Source organism: Marinomonas sp. 63XJN7_9_ISO-PGPR-S23-217, assembly GCF_056173515.1.
Window position 1 is genome coordinate 4,621,722 of sequence record NZ_CM149678.1, and the last position, 16,996, is coordinate 4,638,717.

The following is a 16,996-nucleotide window of genomic DNA, read 5'->3' on the forward strand; positions in this document are numbered from 1 at the left end:
CTATTGGTTACTTAGCAAAGACTTTTGGAGAGAATCATGAACAACAAGGATGGACGTATTTCATTAAATGTTGATGTGTTAAAAGCCCAAAGAAAACAACGAGGTTTAAGCCAAGAGAAAGTCGCTGAAGCGTGCTTAGAGCAAAGCCTTCTTGTATCTGTTTCTTCCATTAAGCGAGCGGAGCTGGGGATGAATGTCCTCTATCGCACAGCCACACAACTCGCTACGTTTTATGGCATTTCGGTTGAATTACTCTTAATTGATAACGAGCCTGCAACCTCACCAGCGGTATTATCAGGTTCTCATACTCAAAATAAGAATATCTTAGCCATTGTTATCGAAATGAAAAACCCAACACACAAAACAAAAATTCATTCTATGTTAGATGGCACACAGAAACACTGCCACCAACAAGGTAATTATATAACAATCGATTGGCATATCAGTGAAAATGACACGCAGGTGTATAAACGAATCCAGTGTCTATGTACCAAGCTAAAATCGACGTTTCAATCAGATATTCGGTTATTTATTGAATCCACCATCATGGAACACAATTCAGAAGCAAACTTACGGCCTTCACTTACTCACAACAAAAGATCGAATCCCATAGTAGAGCATAGTGTTTAAGACTGTGATTTAATCGCATTCGTACAGTATGTATTAGATCAAGATACGCAATGGAAGCCACGCAACGTGGCTACAATCACTTCTCTCCAAGCAAACGCTAACAAACTAGGCGCTTACTCTATGTTGTTGTTTACTAGGCTTAATCAGGCGACGCTGCCAAAAAGGGTGATTAGGCCAACGTTGCTCTTTTTGATAAAAGTCCCATTTGGTTTCGCAGTACTCATCAAAAGTCAGTATGGCATCTTGTTGATAATCCCGAACGGCTGTTTTTTGTTCATGCATTAGCGCATAAGCACCATGGCAACCACTGAGCATTGCAAACCCTATTCCCATGGAAGAAATCGGGTCAAAAGAGGCGACTGCATCACCAACGGCAACAAACTTTTCTGGGAAATCTGAAGCATAATACTGACTGTTGGCTTGTTTTACCCAAAGCTTTGGCTGCGTAGAGATACAGCCCTGCAAAGAGTTACCAATAGCAGTTGTCTTAGCAAGACATTGATTCCAAACCTCCTGACGGTTAAGCTGTTTCTCTTTCATGATATCCATATCGGTAAAACAGGTTACCACAGCAAGGTCTTTCGACAAGCCTGCCATATACCACCAGCCATATTCGCAACTTTCAATTTTCTGTTGTTGCTCAAAGACATGCTCGGGATGCTCGACAAAGGCCCCAATGCCCACAAGCTGATCGGTCACGACACGTTCAATTCCTAGCGATTGACCTATTTTTGTCTGTCGACCAGAGGCATCGATCAAATACTCACTTTGATAGTGCAGTGTACCTTGTTCAGGATGAACACACTGAACTTGCCAACAGCCTTCTTGTTGCGCAATGCTAATTTGTTTACAGCGAGGAATAATCGTGCCTCCTCGTTCTGAGATTGTCATCAACAAGGTCTCATCAAAACGCGCGCGATCCAGTTGATAGGTTTTACCTTGTGCCGTGAACAGGCTGAAATGATGAGTTTTCACATCACTGCCCCAATAGCTCTCTTTGCCATAATTTGGTGTAAAACACCCTGCTCCAAACGCCTCTCGTGGTATGTCCAGATACTCTAAAAAATCAAAGATACTGTGAGAAACCTGCTCACCAATACGCGGTTGTGTGAAATCGCCACGCTCAAGCAACAACACTTTTTTATCGTGGAACAACATCAAGGAAAGCGCACAAGCGGCCCCAGCGGGGCCGCCTCCTATGATAATGGCATCATAAGTTTGCATCACTAACCCCTCACCCGAGTGCCTGAACGATGAAGAATATTTGTCGAGCGAACAGGCTTGAAGGCTCGCTCTTCCAGATATTCAGCAATGCGTCTACCTCTTTCCGTTTCACCACGACTAATTTCAGCTAATCCCTCTTTTAACTTATCGGAAGAGACTTTGTGAGGGTTGATAAAAAATACTGGCAAGGAGGTCTCATTATCATCAGGGTTACCACTGATTTGCCCCACACCTATTTCTCTGTATTCAAACAATTCGTGGTTTCTTTCGGATTCAGTGAAATAGGGGAAGCCTTCATTTTTCGAGTTTTGATCTCGAATAAAAGCCAGTGCAAACCAGTGCCCTACCATTTGTCCATAACTATTGATACCACGGGCATAGTTGATTTGCTGTCCAGCAGGAAGGTGGCTCTGAAGCTGACCTGCAGCATCCAACTCACCCGTTAGCACATCCCAAGGACTTTGTGGCGGCCACCAATAACTATAATAAGCAGGTGGGAGTGGTGTTTTCTCCTCCTTGTCTTGAGTACCTGAAAAGTAATTATCCTCAGGTACAGTCACACCATCGGGTAAATCTTTCCAAGTATGATTGGTTACCGTTAATGTCGTTTCTATCTGTGTGGCTTTATTGACCTTAGGTTCACTGAAGTTAATCGTCTGAACGGTGCAGTTGAAGAAGTCCGCCTGCCAAGGACACGCCATGCGTTTGGTTAAATCCCCTGGCTCACAGCCGCCGCTGTCACCTTCATATGCACATTCATCTCGACTAGGTGATAAACCTGTTTGGCTATAATTAACCTTGTCACGATGTTTAATTTTATATGCGTCTTCATACAGAGCTGGATTTTGCAGGTTCCATGTCACTTCAATGCCTGGACACATAGGTAAGCCCACACAATTACCAATACTGGCAGCATCCATAGGGTTAACAGGGAAAGCTTGGCAGTCTCCAACATTGAATTTTCCTCCAGCCCACTGCTTTAACAAAAACATTTGCGTGGCATCTAAGGCGAGAAATTTTTCCACTACATTGTTAGTTAGATCATACGCATTAGCGCTTTTTACTGAGTTACTGCCCGAGTTCAGCGGCATCATGGGGAATCTATTTCCATCAGAATCCCCACTCATAAGCTGCTGCTGGGGCTGATCATAATCACCAATGACTTTCTTATCCAGCTGACGGAAATAGTTATAGTACTTCATTCGTTCAGGCTTTCTTGCCTCACTGTTATCACGATAATCAAACTGATAAGAAAAGAAACCGCTCATGGATTGTACATTCGCTACCCATTGATATTGGCTAATACGTTGAATAATAGGAAGAATATCTCTATCGAAGTTAGCAATATAATTATGATTAAAGCCGCTCCCCGTAGAATTGCTCTCACCATACATATCTGGCACCAGGTTAAAATACCGTACGCCGACATCAAAAAAGGTATCGTTTAAGGTAGAAATATTGACAATTTCAGGAGCAAAATCAGGTGAGCCTACCACCATCCAAGCATTCGTTGTCTTCTGAGAAGCGTTTTTATAGGTCACTACACACGTCACTGAGCCATCTGAGATATCGTCGTACCAGTCATCACCCCCACCGTAACCTTCTAAATTGGTATTGCCACCAGCAAAGCCATAACCGCCTAATACAATTAAGCGGCCTTGATTATCCGTACGTAGGGTTCCTAAGCTTTCAAACGTTTTGGATCCTTGTTTCATTTCACCTTTAGGGTACGATGCGTGCGTGTAATCACTAGGAATATTATGAATACTAATTTCAATCTCAGACAAATAACCCGCAATGGTACGCGGCCCAAGATCTATAATCAGCTTCTGTCTTTCTGCCAGATCATAATCATCTAAACCGATAAGACCAACCGACTTGTTACGAAACTGAATTTTTCGATTGGTGTAGCTATTAGCTCTTGACCATAAAGCAGGTTGCCATTAAGTTCACTAAATTCGTACCATGCGGCTTTTTTATTGGCTAAATGCACCGTCCACTCAATACGCTCAACATTAGGCGATTGCAGTGTTAACTCTTCACCAGACTCATCAAAGACTTTAAATACCTGTCCTTGGCGACGAATACGGCCCGCTTCATCTTTAAAGTTGATAACTTCCGTCGTTGGTTGCATGTTCTCATCGTGTTCATGGGGCAAACCACCAATTTTCGTGGGGTTTAAAACAAAATTATTACCTTCTGCATTGCCCAATCGAGCCACACCAACGGAAGGGTGAATTGAAAGTGTCATATCTTGCTCCTGTTACTCAAGCTAAAATGGGGGGTGTTTCCATTACCGTTTCAGTAAAACAGGCGGGGGCATTTTTAGCAGTATCAGTTTGGTGTCAGTTGTCTTATTGACAAAGGGAAGGGAAGAAAAGAAGAGGAGTAACAGCACAATACCATTTATCATGCCGTCTATTAGTTAGACGCTGAGTTACTTTTGCTTAGTCGTTAAAGAACGTTCATGGCGATTAAAATTTTCGCTCATCAGTATCAAGCATCGATTGCAACGGTTTGGGAATGGGCACACCTGGTGGGAAAAAAGCAGAAGGCAAATTGTCTACCATTGGAACGCGTCCTACGTATACCCAAAAGTTTTTTTCGTCTTGCTGATTAACCATATAGATCCGATATTCATGCCCATTGTCTTGCCAACTTGAGTCAGTACTATTTGAACTCCAATCAGAAAACTCTCCGATATAGGCTAGCCAGCGCCACTCTATTGTCTTATCTGGATTGATTCGGATTTGGACGTTAACAACATTATTGGTATCAATTTGTATTGCTAGGTTAAAACGAACATGCGCCTCTTCAGGTATCGATTGAGGCATATCAAAAGCAAATACTTCCATATCTTCACTATTTGCTGCCACGTTACTGGTATACAACTCGTAAGACCCTTCCGGTGCAGGCACTTCACCAAATTGACAAGCCGTTATACCAATACTGCCCTCCTGATGAATAGGTTTCCTGCCAACACCTGAAAGCATTCTTTTGTCGGCCTGTAGCGTCACAGTATAATCCATCTCTTTTTCCTTATTATGAGTGTTGTTAGAGAATATGCATGAATAGCAAAGCTTTCCAGTATCAATAGAGTATCAATTAATAGGATAGCTTTAGCCAATCACCAAACGCTCCAGTTTGACTTTGGTGTCCTCATCATCCGGCACATACACCATTAGGCGTTCACCATTTTGCGGAGCAGACCACCAGTTAACCTGATGAAAAGCCATCTTACCAAGGTCTGGAATAAGAAACTTCTTCGTATGATTTTCAACGTCGAGAATTTCATATTGCTCCCAGTAGCGGTTAAACTCCGCAGAAGCAGCCTGCATCATGCCCAATCTAGCTTGCCAGCGAGGATCATCCATATGCTTTGCCATCGCTGCCCGGAAACTCCCCGCAATACGTGACAAAATCACCTCCTTATCGTCCATTCGTATAAGCCACTCATCATTAGTAAAGGCCAAATACATGCAGTTACGATGTTCATCCGGTAACGACGCTAAATCCACCCCCATTAACGCTCGATAAGCTTGATTAAAGCCCAAAATATCAAAACGAGCATTTTGCACTATCGCTGGCATGGGATTCAGTTGGTCTAGAATCATTTGATTCACTGACGATAGCTTCTGACATTGTCGCTGGTATTCAGCTGGTCGGGACAATCCAGACAAGGTAAACACATGGGCGGTTTCTACCTCACTACATTGCAATGCCTTGGCTATCGCACTTAAGGTTGCAACAGAGGCATTCACTTCTCGACCTTGTTCCAACCAGGTGTACCAAGTGGTACTTACGTCTGCCAGCATGGCCACTTCTTCACGTCGTAAACCGGGCGTTCGTCGCCGACCACTGTGTAAAATACCAAGGCGCGATGGGTCTAAACTTTCCCGGCGCCGACGTAAATACAACCCGAGCTCTTTACGGTTATCTTGAGCAATAAAGCCAACGCTGTTCGCACGTTGCGGTTGATGGGAATCAAGCAAGGCGGTTGTCATACTCTCTCTTCTATCACTAGGTTTGCTGAATAAAAAGCCAAGCAGGTAGTTCTAATACTAGGATAACTAAACACTGGTACCTGTTTAACGGTTTTTACATACTGTCGACCATTCAATGATAAATCAAGAGAATCCGAATAAAATGACCACTACAGCAAAGACACTAAGCCGAGCTGGTTTGATCATCCTGATGGCAGGCCAGCTACTGCCGTTAATTGATTTTTCCATCGTCAACGTAGCGCTCGCTTCCATCGCTGAGTCCCTCCATGCCAGCCATATTCAACTCGAGTTAATGGTGGCCGCCTATGGCGTTAGCTTCGCCGTTTGCTTGGCTATGGGCGGACGACTAGGCGATAACTTTGGACGCCGCCGTTTGTTTATTCTCGGCGTCTGGGTCTTTGGTATCGCCTCTCTCGCTTGCGGGATTGCCTCTTCCATCAATGGACTCTTGTTCGCTCGCGCCGTTCAAGGTGTCGGCGCAGCCATGATCGTGCCGCAAATTCTCGCCACTCTGCATGTCACACTAACGGGCAGACGTCACTCTTTTGCAATCGGCCTCTATGGCGCTATTGGTGGTTTGGCGTTTGTCTTAGGGCAGGTTCTCGGTGGTTTTTTAGTCTCTGGTGATGTGGCAGGATTGGGCTGGCGCAGTGTCTTTTTGATCAATATTCCCGTTTGTCTCGGCATTCTTATTTTTGCTCGTGTTTGGGTACCTGAAAGTCGTTCAGAGCACCCTGCCAATGTGGACTGGCCCGGTACCTTTGTTCTTGCGGCAGCACTGCTTTGTCTGCTGATTCCTGTCTCGCTTGGACCAGAATACCATTGGACATGGCCATTTATTGTTATGCTCTTAGGTGTTATCCCTCTTTTGTATGCATTTTGGAACATTGAAAAGCACCAAGAAAATCGTCAGCGCTTCCCGCTAATGCCACCGAGACTATTACGTCTTCATTCCATTCAATTTGGCTTTATTCTGGCGATCTTTATGTTCGCCAGTTGGAGCGGTTTTATGTTCTCGGTCGCCCTCACTTTTCAATCTGGCTTAGGCAAGTCTCCACTGGAATCCGGGAATGCGTTTATCATGCTGGGTATGGCGTATTTTGTAGGCTCACTTTTCACGGCAAAAATATCCAACCGTATTGGTAAGCTCAATACGCTGTTTTTAGGTTGTGCGTTACAAATACCTGGCCTGCTTGGCTTAGCATGGACTTTCTATCATTTTTGGCCAAATATCGGCATTACGACCTTACTACCAACCACCTTATTTATCGGGCTAGGGCAGTCTTTTATCGTCGGTAGCTTTTTCCGCATTGGTTTGTCCGAAGTGGCTTCGAAAGATGCTGGAGCAGGCAGTGCCATGCTGACGACCATACAACAAGCCGCTTTTGGTCTAGGGTCCGCTCTACTCGGCTCCGTCGCCTATCAAATCTTTGATATTACCCAAAGCCACAAAATCGCCATATCCACCACCTTATGCGCCGAAGTGTGTTTGATGGGCACCTTAGTGATTTTTGGGCTTATTTATCATCGCAAATTGCATCATATCTAGGGGGATGCTCAAACATTCATTGGAATACGTTCTACAAACTCACATTAATCATAAGATTTAAGTGAGGGTAATGATGTTGATTCGATTGCGATTATTTCGTCACTTATGGATGGAGAAAAGATATTAACATGCTTACAAAAGAAAACGGGTAGGCTGAGCCTACCCGTTTTCTTTTACCAACAGACAATGACGCTTTCTGAGACTATTAACTCTTCAGTTTATTCAATTGGCTATCCAACTCATCCAACTGGTGAGTCACTTGCTCACTACTGTCATTGGTTTGATGCGCAAAGTGCGCTAACACTTCGGCCGCGTCTTCGATTTTTTTCAACATACCAGTGATATCAATACTCACTTGGCTTTGCTCTTCCGCCGCCGCAGCCACTTGTTGAATGTGATCATTTATCAGTTCTATTTCATTCACCACTGCTGCGAGACTATCGTTCACCTCTTGAGTAGACTTAACGGATAATGCAACTTTTTCACCACTATTAGCGATGCTACTGACCGCCATTTTCACTTCTTGCTGCAAGTTACTGATTAAATTATCAATTTCTTCCGTAGAGTTTTGTGTTTTAGAGGCAAGGCTGCGTACTTCGTCCGCAACCACCGCAAAACCTCGACCTTGCTCACCCGCACGAGCCGCCTCAATCGCAGCATTCAGAGCTAACAAATTCGTTTGCTCAGCCACACTACGAATCACTTCTAGAATTTGATTAATATCATTCGAACGTGCAGAGACTTTATCGATGGACTCTTTTGCACTTTCCATACTGCTGCTAAGCTCTTGAACCGTATTCGTTGAACTCACGATACTACGCTGAGAGTCACTAACCATATGATTCATTTCTTTCATTTTCCCTGCTAATTCAGCGGTAATTCCAGCGACTTCATGGGCCGTGTTAGACATTTCTTGAGTCGACAAAACAACATTGGCAATCTCTGTTTTTTGCTGTGCGGTTTCTGCTAAAGAACTATTACTCGCAGTCACGTTCTCATTTGAAGATGCCCTTACTGTTACCCCAATGGATTTTAATGAGTTCACCATGTCACGAAGTTTTTGTAGAAACACATTAAAGCTGGCGCTTAATTCGTTCAATTCGGCGTGTGAATGTAAATCTAACGTTTGTGTTAGATCTCCATCGTTACCAGACAGCTGAGCCACTTGTTCATTCAGTAATTGCAATGGGCGGATAATGGAACGAACAATCAACAACATTAGCAGTGTCGCGACGATAGAAATAATCACGGCTAATGTTAACTGTTCAATGAGTGCTCTTTGTTTAACGCTTGCCATCAGCGCTAATTTTTTATCCAGCTTCGCCATAGCAACCGACATGGGCAAGCTAATCAAAAAATGCCACTTAGTATTCGTACTTTCAAGATTTAAAGGCTGAGCAACAATCAATTGACCATCTTGTTCCAATACGCCCCCCTTATTAGCCAGTGCTAACAACGCTTGACCGTTTTTGGTATCGACTGCTTTAAATGGTTTACCTAAGCTCTCCTTATATTTGCTTGAGGCAACAATCAGCCCTTTCTTACTAACGATAGTGACGGAGCCCTGCCCATCATAAAGGCCCTTAGATAATTCATTAGCAAACACTTGTATAACAGGCAAATCAAGATCCGCACCGACAATGCCTTTAAACACACCACCATCCATAACGGGCACAGTTAAACTTGTCATGAGAGCTTTAGTGCCATCAGGCAAATCGAATAAGTAAGGTTCAACAAGACAAGTAGATTTCGTATCACGCGGGCATAAATACCACTCAGAAATACGCTGTCCGTTAGGATCTTTATCGGTATTGTATTTTATTTTTGCGCTATCAACTGGATAATAAATAACCTTTCCATTTTCACCTACACCCACTGTTATGCTAAAGGAACCATCATCTTTAGCACTGACATGGGTGTCTTTACCTACGTATTCGCTGTCTTTATTATCAAACGCATTGGGCTCAAAAAAGGTATACAGAACGCTGGCGTTGGGTGCTTCTTTTTTTGCCGCCGTTATAAGAGGCAAGACTTGCTCTCTAGACAAAGGCGTCGAAAGATTCAAATTATTAGACAATTGCATTGCCAAAACATTCACTACATCAAGGTTTTGCTCAATGTAAGCTTGGATTTTCTCACCCGCAATACGAGTATTCAGCTCAAGTTTAGATATAGCCGAATCTTTGAGGTCAGTAACAGCATCTTGTTTTAATTGATCACTTAAGGAAGAAATTTTTGCATAAGTTTGCCACGTGAATAACAAAGAGATAAATAAAACAGAGCCGATACTAATGAGTAACAACTTATTCTTTAGAGAGACACTTGCCATAACAAACCTACTGTATCAATGATAATTTCTTTCTTAACAACTATAATTAAGCACTAAAAGATACATTAATACAGTTTATATTTGTATCTAAAACGACCATCTAACTTCTCGCGTCAATCAACTAACGCCTTTAGATCAACATTGAGTACTTTACTAATATCATTTGACTCATGATCTGATAATAGTAATGTCTATCATTACCGTTATATTTCTAATTATTTAGTACAAACACTTGGTCTTCTGGTACAGTCAGTTCTCTTTTCTTAATAATATTTTTCTTACCTTCAACCACTAATTAACATTATAAAAATACACAAGATAATCTCTTACTCTTTACCAGTTAATACCTTAACTAAGCATCATAAAACTGAGCGTTGTCGAGAAAAGCGAGCTGCATCAATAATTGACCAAAGACGCAATATTCCGCCAACCACCCACATAAAGAATAGGATCACTGTTGCCCCTAATGCATAGCACACAAAAACCGTCACAAAAAAGAACAGTGCCATAAAAAGGCGCCCCTGCACCAGTTGACCTAATCCTGGAATAAAAACGCTACAAAGAGCGGCAAGCACATTGCCCCCAGAGCCTTGACCAGACATAAACACCCCCACCGTAAAAAGCCACTAAAGAATCAAGCGAAAGAACAAAGCAACAAACAGGCAACCACCATCACGAGCCTGCATTACTACTTAGCTATGTCTAAGCGATTTTATGAAAATCAAGGGGCCATGTATTTTAAGAACTGACTTCAACGGACAAAAAAGAGAGAAGGGCTCAATAAAACGTTTCATCGCCAACCTATGATTCAATACACTACTTACTCCTTATCGCGTATGGCTAGCCCATTATGAATCGTTTTCAAAAACCTTTAATCAAGTTATTGGCTTATTCATTGCTCATTTTTTGCGCCAGCTCGACCCAAGCGAATCAGCCAGCATCCGTGATAAAACCATCTAGATACAGCCAATCCGAACTTGATACAGCTCTCCTTAACTTCTACCAACATTGGAAAGCAACTTACCTGCGTCAACAGTGTGGCGAGAGTCGCTATTTAGTGGACATGGCAGCGGATGGAAAGACAGTGGAAGGAGGCACAGCGGCGTCTACGTTAACGACATCAGAAGCTCATGGCTACGGTATGTTAATTACCGTGATGATGGCAGACTTTGACCCACGGGCAAGGCGCATTTTTGATGGCATGGTAGACTTTTTTCATGATCACCCCGCCCAATCAACGCCTGGATTGATGGCTTGGAACCAGTTAAAAAACTGCAAAAACGCGGGAGATAAAGTCGGGGGTAGTAATAGCGCCAGCGACGGCGATATGGATATTGCCTATGCCTTTTTACTAGCCGACAAAAAATGGGGCAGTTCCGGAAAAATAAACTATAAACGCGAAGCCATAAACGTCATTACAGCCATTAAGCAACATGAGATTGACCCTGAAAACCATTTTATTCGCCTAGGGGATTGGGTCGAGGACATCGATGACGGCCAATATGCTAACACTACCCGATCCTCTGATTTTATGGTCTCTCATCTGAAAGCCTACGCAGACGCAACTGGCGACAAAAGTTGGAACAAAGTAAGGGATACCACTTACGCTATCATGGCAAGCATTCGCCAAACGGACAGCCCCAAAACCGGACTCATGCCTGACTTTATCGTCGGTCTACCCAATCATCCACAACCCGCCAAGGCCATGTTTCTGGAAAGCGAAGACGATGGCGTCTATTCTTGGAATGCGGCCCGTTATCCATGGCGTGTCGCACTGGACTATCGACTATACGGTGATAAAAGAGCGTTATCTGCTTTAGCACCTCTCAATCAATGGATCATCAACACCACCCATGCCGATCCTCAAAAAATCGCCGACACCTATGCGCTCGATGGGACCTATTCAAAAAACAGTGGCTTTGACGCCATGGCATTTGTATCCATGTTTGCGGTGTCAGCAACGATAGATCCATCCAACCAAACTTGGCTAAACGCCCTCTGGGAAAATATCAAAGACAAGCCCATCGAAAATGAAGACTACTTTGGTAACACCCTAAAAATGCTTGCCATGATCACCATCACAGGACACTGGGACAAACCGTAGAAAACAAGCATTTTTAGTAAAGCAACATTATCAATAAAAGTCATGGAAATCATCGTTCTTGTTGATAGGTAAAAACGACAGTACGAGATTAGATAACGCGGAGTAACCTTTAAACCTGTAGCTCTAACGCATCTCGTAAAGATTGCATGAAAGCCTTAGGCTCAACGGATGTTAACGTCACAGAATCACATTGCTGGAATTGACTGAATAGTTTAATGGCTTCAACGAAGGCACTAATCACCATATCGTTATCAAAGCTCTGTTTTTCTAGGTATAGCGATTTGATTTCTAGACGGCGCTCTTTACGATGGGCTTTGCAATCCATGCGACCGATAAATTCCCCTCGAAACAGTAGCGGCAGACAAAAGTAACCATATTGGCGTTTAGGCTCTGGGACATAGCATTCGATCTGATAATCGTATTGAAACAGACTTCTAAGTCGGTCGCGCTGAATTACGCTGTTATCAAAGGGTGACAAAATCAGCAGTCGATTATTTAATCGAGGCAAGCGACGCTCTAGCGCATCTGGCTCGATGACAAACACTTCGCCACTAGGAATCTTTATCTGCTCCAACAATCCTTGCGCCAAGCGCTCGTCTACTAAATTTTTTACTACCTTGCGCAGCCCTGTATTACGGCGTAGATAGGTCAATCCCTTTAAAGAAGCAAGCCCATGACAACGCAACTGCTGATCGATTAAATGATTGCCAAACTCTTCCAAATTAGGGAATGTTGTATTCACATAGGAGGGCAAAACTCGCTCGGTTAAATCATAGACTTTCTGAAAGCCCTCGCGATCACAAACCATCAGATCCCCTTGCATATAAAGTTGCTCAAGGGCTTTCTTCGCTGGCTTCCAATCCCACCAGCCAGCCGCGTTATTGCTGGATTTGGCTTCGATATCTCGAGAACGTAACGGTCCATCAGACTCAATGCGAGCCAACAGCTCTGCCATCAACTTTTTATCTGGATCTTTGTACCAATGGGTTTGACCACTTTTTAGAGCCTGCTTGTAAGGTAAGGAAAAACGAAAATCGTCCATGGGCAAAAACGCCGCCGCGTGTGACCAATACTCAAACACATCGCCATCCTGCAACAGTTTATTGATCATCGAAGGCTCGAACTTAGGCACTCTTGAATACAGCACATGATGGTGCGCTCGCTCCACCACAGAAATAGTATCGATCTGCACGTAACCTAAATGCGCCACTGCCCTTCGCGCCCCAGCCAACCCCGAGCCAAACGGACTGGCCTGTAACAAACCTTGGGATGCCAAAGCAAGGCGACGCAGACGGGCTAGGTCTTTGGTGGATTTAAGTTCGATCATGGCGATATAAAGCCTTAAGGAGGAACAGAAAAAGAGTCATGCTGCATCAGCTTGTTACTTACTAGCAGACGCAAGTGCCACACCAAAGCCGATAAAAGTACCACCACCAATGCGATTCACCATACGGCCGCCTTTCTCAGAAGAAAGCCAACTGCGTGCTGATTTTGCTAGATACGCGTAAAGCAAATGAATGATCACAACGAGACTGCTGTACGTGACAACTAAGAGTGTAAATTGCCCAACGTAATTCGAGGTGAAATCGACAAACTGCGGAAACACTGACATAAAGAAGAAAACCGCTTTTGGGTTTGTCAGTTGAATGGTTAAGCCTTCAATAAACTGTCGTTTTTTGCTTCTTATAGCAGAACCGTTACCTTCAATTTTTTTCACAGGCGAACGCCACAACTTAATACCAAGATAAACAAGATAAACCGCGCCAACAAATTTCATGATACTGAACGCCAGCGTTGATGTTGCTAATAAAAGTCCAAGGCTGGTAGCGGATACACCCGCAACAATAAATGTTCCGCAGGAAATCCCGAGAATCCCACCGATAGCGCCCGACATACCATAGCGAATTGAATTAGTAAGCGTCAAAATCACACCTGGGCCTGGGCTTAAAACGGTTGCTATTGCAATGATTAAAAATAAAGCATAACTGTCCATCCATATCTCCTTCGTTATATTGTCTTATCGTAAGTTATTCTACAGATCACGGTTGCTCCTCCCCATCCTCAGCCTTCGGCACAACGATAAGACAACCACCACCAAATGTCGCGCTAAAGCACGACCAACCAGCCCCCCCATCCTAACCTTGGAAGACAAAAGGGGGAGGAATAATCTGATAAAACGACATATCAGGTTAGCGCTTTTACTCGGCTAGAAATAGGATGGTCGTCTTTGAGTTGCAGTAAGTCCCATAGGTTGCCGTATAAATCTTCAAATACCGCCACTGTACCGTATTCCTGCTCGGCAGGCGGTCGGATAAAGTGAATTCCTTCGGCGAGCATACGTTCGTAGTCTCGCCAAAAATCGTCAGTATTTAAAAATAGGAAGACACGACCACCCGCTTGGTGGCCGATAAAGTCCATTTGTTCCGGTTTAGAGGCTTTTGCCAACAATAAAGTCACCCCCTTTGAACCTGGCGGCGACACGACCACCCAGCGTTTATCTTGCTCTGGCTGGTAGGTGTCTTCCAACAGTTCAAACTTTAGCTTATTTACATAAAAATCAATGGCTTCATCATAGTCTCGAACCACTAGGGCAATATGTACAATGTCTTGTTTCATATGTTTTTTCTCTTTTTCTAATGGTTCTAAGAGCAGCCAATACGCTTTAAACAGAATAAGGTGGTAATTTCCAAATCTCATCAGCGTATTCTTGGATGGTACGATCCGATGAGAATTTGCCCACCCGAGCGGTATTCATCACCGCCATTTTTGCCCAACGAATTTTGTCTTGATAGGCTTCTGAGACGCGTTGTTGGCAATCAACGTAAGCTCGATAATCTGCCATGACTTTATAAGGATCCCCACCTTGAAGGAGGCTATTTCGAATATCATCAAAGGCATGGGGGTTGTTTGGCGAGAAATGCCCAGAACAGAGCCAATCTAAGGCACCTTTCAGCTCTTCATCTTGTTGGTAATATTGATAAGGCTGGTAGCCATGGCGATCCAGTTCTTGGACTTGGTCGACATTGAGCCCGAAGATAAAAATGTTCTCTGGTCCCACTTCTTCCAATATTTCCACATTCGCCCCATCCAAGGTGCCAATCGTCACCGCGCCATTCAATGCCAATTTCATGTTCCCTGTTCCAGAGGCTTCTTTCCCAGCAGTGGAGATTTGCTCGGACAAATCGGCCGCTGGAATAATATGTGATGCCAAGGAAACTCGATAATTGGGCAGAAAGGCCACTTTCAATTTCCCATTAATACGTGTGTCATTATTGATCACATCCGCAACGGAATTGATGGCATGGATAATGGTTTTGGCTAATGCGTACCCCGGAGCCGCTTTGGCGCCAAAAATAAAGACCCTCGGGACCATATCTAACTCGGGGGAATTTAATAATCGATGGTAGAGCGTCAGAATATTTAATAGCGTTAAATGCTGACGTTTATATTCGTGCAAGCGTTTGATTTGCACATCAAACAAAGCATGGGGATCCACGTCGATATGACATTCTCTTTTAATAATCTGGGCAAGATGGACTTTATTTTGATGTTTGACGTCCATAAAAGCGGTCAAAAAGTCCTCGTCATCCTGTAAGGTTTCTAACTGACGCAGCCTATCTAAGTTCTTTGGCCAGTCGTTTTCGATACCATATTGGTCAAAGAGTTGCACTAGCCCTTCATTACAGTTCAATAACCAGCGGCGTGGAGTGATGCCATTGGTTTTGTTAGTGAATTTATGAGGGTAAAGCTGATCAAAATAAGGGAACAACTCACTTTTGAGTAATTGTGAGTGCAGTTCTGCCACGCCATTGACCTTATGGCTCGCAATCACCGCCAAGTGGGCCATGCGGATCATTTTATGATCCCCTTCTTCGATGATGGACATCGCCCGTTTGATATCATCCCTACCAGGCCAGTGCTGCTCAACGTCACTTAGAAAGCGATAGTTGATTTCATAAATTAACTGCAAATGTCGTGGTAGTACCCTTTCGAATAATTCCACCCCCCATTTTTCTAACGCTTCAGGCAGTAAAGTATGATTGGTATAAGCGAAAGTACGAGTGACAATATCCCAGGTGGCCTCCCAGCTTAAATGTTTGTCGTCCAGTAACGTCCTAGTCAATTCGACAACGGCAATGGCGGGATGCGTATCATTCAATTGGATGGCGGCTTTTTCTGGTAACATCGACCAATCCGAATTCATCACCTCAAACCGTCGTAAAATATCCGCTAAAGAGCATGCTACAAAAAAGTACTGTTGTATTAAACGCAGCTCTTTACCATTGGCATTTTGGTCATTCGGATACAATACCTTGGAAATCGTTTCCCCAAGGACTTTAGAATGCACTGCTTCTACATAATCGCCCTTGTTGAATTCTTCCAAGTCAAAATCTTCTGTGGAATGGGAAGACCACAATCGCAAAAAGTTGACGGTTTTCGTGTCATAGCCGGCGACCGGAATATCAAACGGTACGCCCATAACACTTCGTGTATCCACCCAATTCGGCCGACAGTTACCAGCGCTATCGAAGGAGACTTCCACGCGGCCATAAAACTGAATGGTTTGCGAATACTCCGGACGCATGACATCCCAAGGGGTGCCATATTTGATCCAAGTATCCGGATGCTCTACCTGTTTCCCCTGTAAGAACTCTTGTTTGAACAAACCAAATTCATAATAAATGCCATAGCCAATCGCGGGTAAGTCTAAGGTCGCTAACGAGTCCAGAAAACAGGCGGCTAAGCGCCCAAGCCCTCCGTTTCCCAGACCCATGTCCATTTCTTCATCACAAATTTGCTCCCAATCCAAGCCCAGTTCTTCAATGGCTTGTTTCGCTTCGTGATACACACCAACATTATGAGCATTATTGATCAGCATTCGGCCCATCAAATATTCCATTGATAGGTAATACACCCGTCGCACATTCTCTCGCGTATGCGACACCTGCGTTTCTACCATGTCATCTGTAATACGATCACGGATTGCGAGAGACAAGGCCAGCCACCAGTCTCTTGGGGTAGCTTGCTGAGGCAAATGCACCAAGGTATAACGCAAATGATGCAAAATACTGTCTTTCATACTTTGATAAGAAGCCAAACCGTTATGAGAATCTTCATGGGAAGAATCCGTCACTGAAAACATAACCTGCTCACCT

14 protein-coding genes are annotated in these 16,996 nt (G+C 43.8%); 3 read left to right on the plus strand and 11 right to left on the minus strand.

Going from position 1 to position 16,996, the window contains the following annotated elements:
- Positions 1–36 precede the first annotated feature (36 nt).
- Positions 37–630, plus strand: a complete 594-nt coding sequence (locus tag AC0VYI_RS21550; protein WP_475445483.1) for a helix-turn-helix domain-containing protein — start codon at positions 37–39, stop codon at positions 628–630.
- A 105-nt stretch (positions 631–735) separates the two neighbouring features.
- Here AC0VYI_RS21550 and lodB read toward each other — a convergent pair whose 3' ends face one another.
- From lodB to AC0VYI_RS21575, 5 genes are all read right to left on the minus strand, one after another.
- Positions 736–1,854 carry a lysine-epsilon-oxidase maturase LodB gene (gene lodB, locus AC0VYI_RS21555; protein ID WP_475445484.1) on the minus strand — a complete coding sequence of 373 codons (1,119 nt, stop codon included), beginning with the start codon at positions 1,852–1,854 and terminating at the stop codon, positions 736–738.
- A gap of 2 nt (positions 1,855–1,856) precedes the next feature.
- Positions 1,857–3,749: a CTQ-dependent lysine 6-oxidase LodA gene (gene lodA, locus AC0VYI_RS21560; RefSeq protein ID WP_475449841.1), complete on the minus strand. Its 1,893-nt coding sequence runs from the start codon at positions 3,747–3,749 to the stop codon at positions 1,857–1,859.
- Positions 3,710–4,105 (minus strand): LodA/GoxA family CTQ-dependent oxidase, encoded by a 396-nt coding sequence (locus AC0VYI_RS21565; protein ID WP_475445485.1) that lies wholly within the window; start codon positions 4,103–4,105, stop codon positions 3,710–3,712. Before AC0VYI_RS21565 ends, lodA begins: the two co-directional genes overlap by 40 nt.
- A 223-nt stretch (positions 4,106–4,328) precedes the next feature.
- Complete coding sequence (locus tag AC0VYI_RS21570; RefSeq protein WP_475445486.1) at positions 4,329–4,883, minus strand: hypothetical protein; 555 nt, start codon at positions 4,881–4,883, stop codon at positions 4,329–4,331.
- Between the two features lie 90 nt (positions 4,884–4,973).
- The gene (locus tag AC0VYI_RS21575; RefSeq protein WP_475445487.1) at positions 4,974–5,858 is read right to left on the minus strand and encodes a helix-turn-helix transcriptional regulator; all 885 of its coding nucleotides are present in this window, start codon (positions 5,856–5,858) and stop codon (positions 4,974–4,976) included.
- Between the two features lie 142 nt (positions 5,859–6,000).
- Here AC0VYI_RS21575 and AC0VYI_RS21580 point away from each other — a divergent pair, with 142 nt between their 5' ends.
- The gene (locus AC0VYI_RS21580) at positions 6,001–7,407 is read left to right on the plus strand and encodes an MFS transporter (protein ID WP_475445488.1); all 1,407 of its coding nucleotides are present in this window, start codon (positions 6,001–6,003) and stop codon (positions 7,405–7,407) included.
- A 205-nt stretch (positions 7,408–7,612) separates the two neighbouring features.
- Here the strand turns inward: AC0VYI_RS21580 and AC0VYI_RS21585 are convergent, their stop codons facing one another.
- Both AC0VYI_RS21585 and AC0VYI_RS21590 read right to left on the minus strand, forming a co-directional pair.
- Positions 7,613–9,736 (minus strand): methyl-accepting chemotaxis protein, encoded by a 2,124-nt coding sequence (locus AC0VYI_RS21585; protein ID WP_475445490.1) that lies wholly within the window; start codon positions 9,734–9,736, stop codon positions 7,613–7,615.
- Between the two features lie 359 nt (positions 9,737–10,095).
- Positions 10,096–10,338, minus strand: coding sequence for a hypothetical protein (locus AC0VYI_RS21590; protein ID WP_475445492.1), 243 nt, complete (start codon positions 10,336–10,338; stop codon positions 10,096–10,098).
- A gap of 248 nt (positions 10,339–10,586) precedes the next feature.
- Between AC0VYI_RS21590 and AC0VYI_RS21595 the strand changes: the two genes are divergently transcribed.
- Positions 10,587–11,840 (plus strand): family 8 glycosyl hydrolase, encoded by a 1,254-nt coding sequence (locus AC0VYI_RS21595; RefSeq protein WP_475445493.1) that lies wholly within the window; start codon positions 10,587–10,589, stop codon positions 11,838–11,840.
- Between the two features lie 109 nt (positions 11,841–11,949).
- Here AC0VYI_RS21595 and AC0VYI_RS21600 read toward each other — a convergent pair whose 3' ends face one another.
- The 4 genes from AC0VYI_RS21600 to AC0VYI_RS21615 all read right to left on the minus strand — a co-directional run bounded on the left by AC0VYI_RS21600 (position 11,950) and on the right by AC0VYI_RS21615 (position 16,983).
- Positions 11,950–13,167: a winged helix-turn-helix domain-containing protein gene (locus tag AC0VYI_RS21600; protein ID WP_475445495.1), complete on the minus strand. Its 1,218-nt coding sequence runs from the start codon at positions 13,165–13,167 to the stop codon at positions 11,950–11,952.
- 54 nt (positions 13,168–13,221) lie between these two features.
- Positions 13,222–13,833, minus strand: a complete 612-nt coding sequence (locus AC0VYI_RS21605; RefSeq protein ID WP_475445497.1) for a LysE family translocator — start codon at positions 13,831–13,833, stop codon at positions 13,222–13,224.
- Positions 13,834–14,024: 191 nt separating this feature from the next.
- The gene (locus tag AC0VYI_RS21610; RefSeq protein ID WP_199478696.1) at positions 14,025–14,456 is read right to left on the minus strand and encodes a VOC family protein; all 432 of its coding nucleotides are present in this window, start codon (positions 14,454–14,456) and stop codon (positions 14,025–14,027) included.
- Positions 14,457–14,502: 46 nt separating this feature from the next.
- Complete coding sequence (locus tag AC0VYI_RS21615) at positions 14,503–16,983, minus strand: glycogen/starch/alpha-glucan phosphorylase (RefSeq protein WP_475445498.1); 2,481 nt, start codon at positions 16,981–16,983, stop codon at positions 14,503–14,505.
- Positions 16,984–16,996 lie beyond the last annotated feature (13 nt).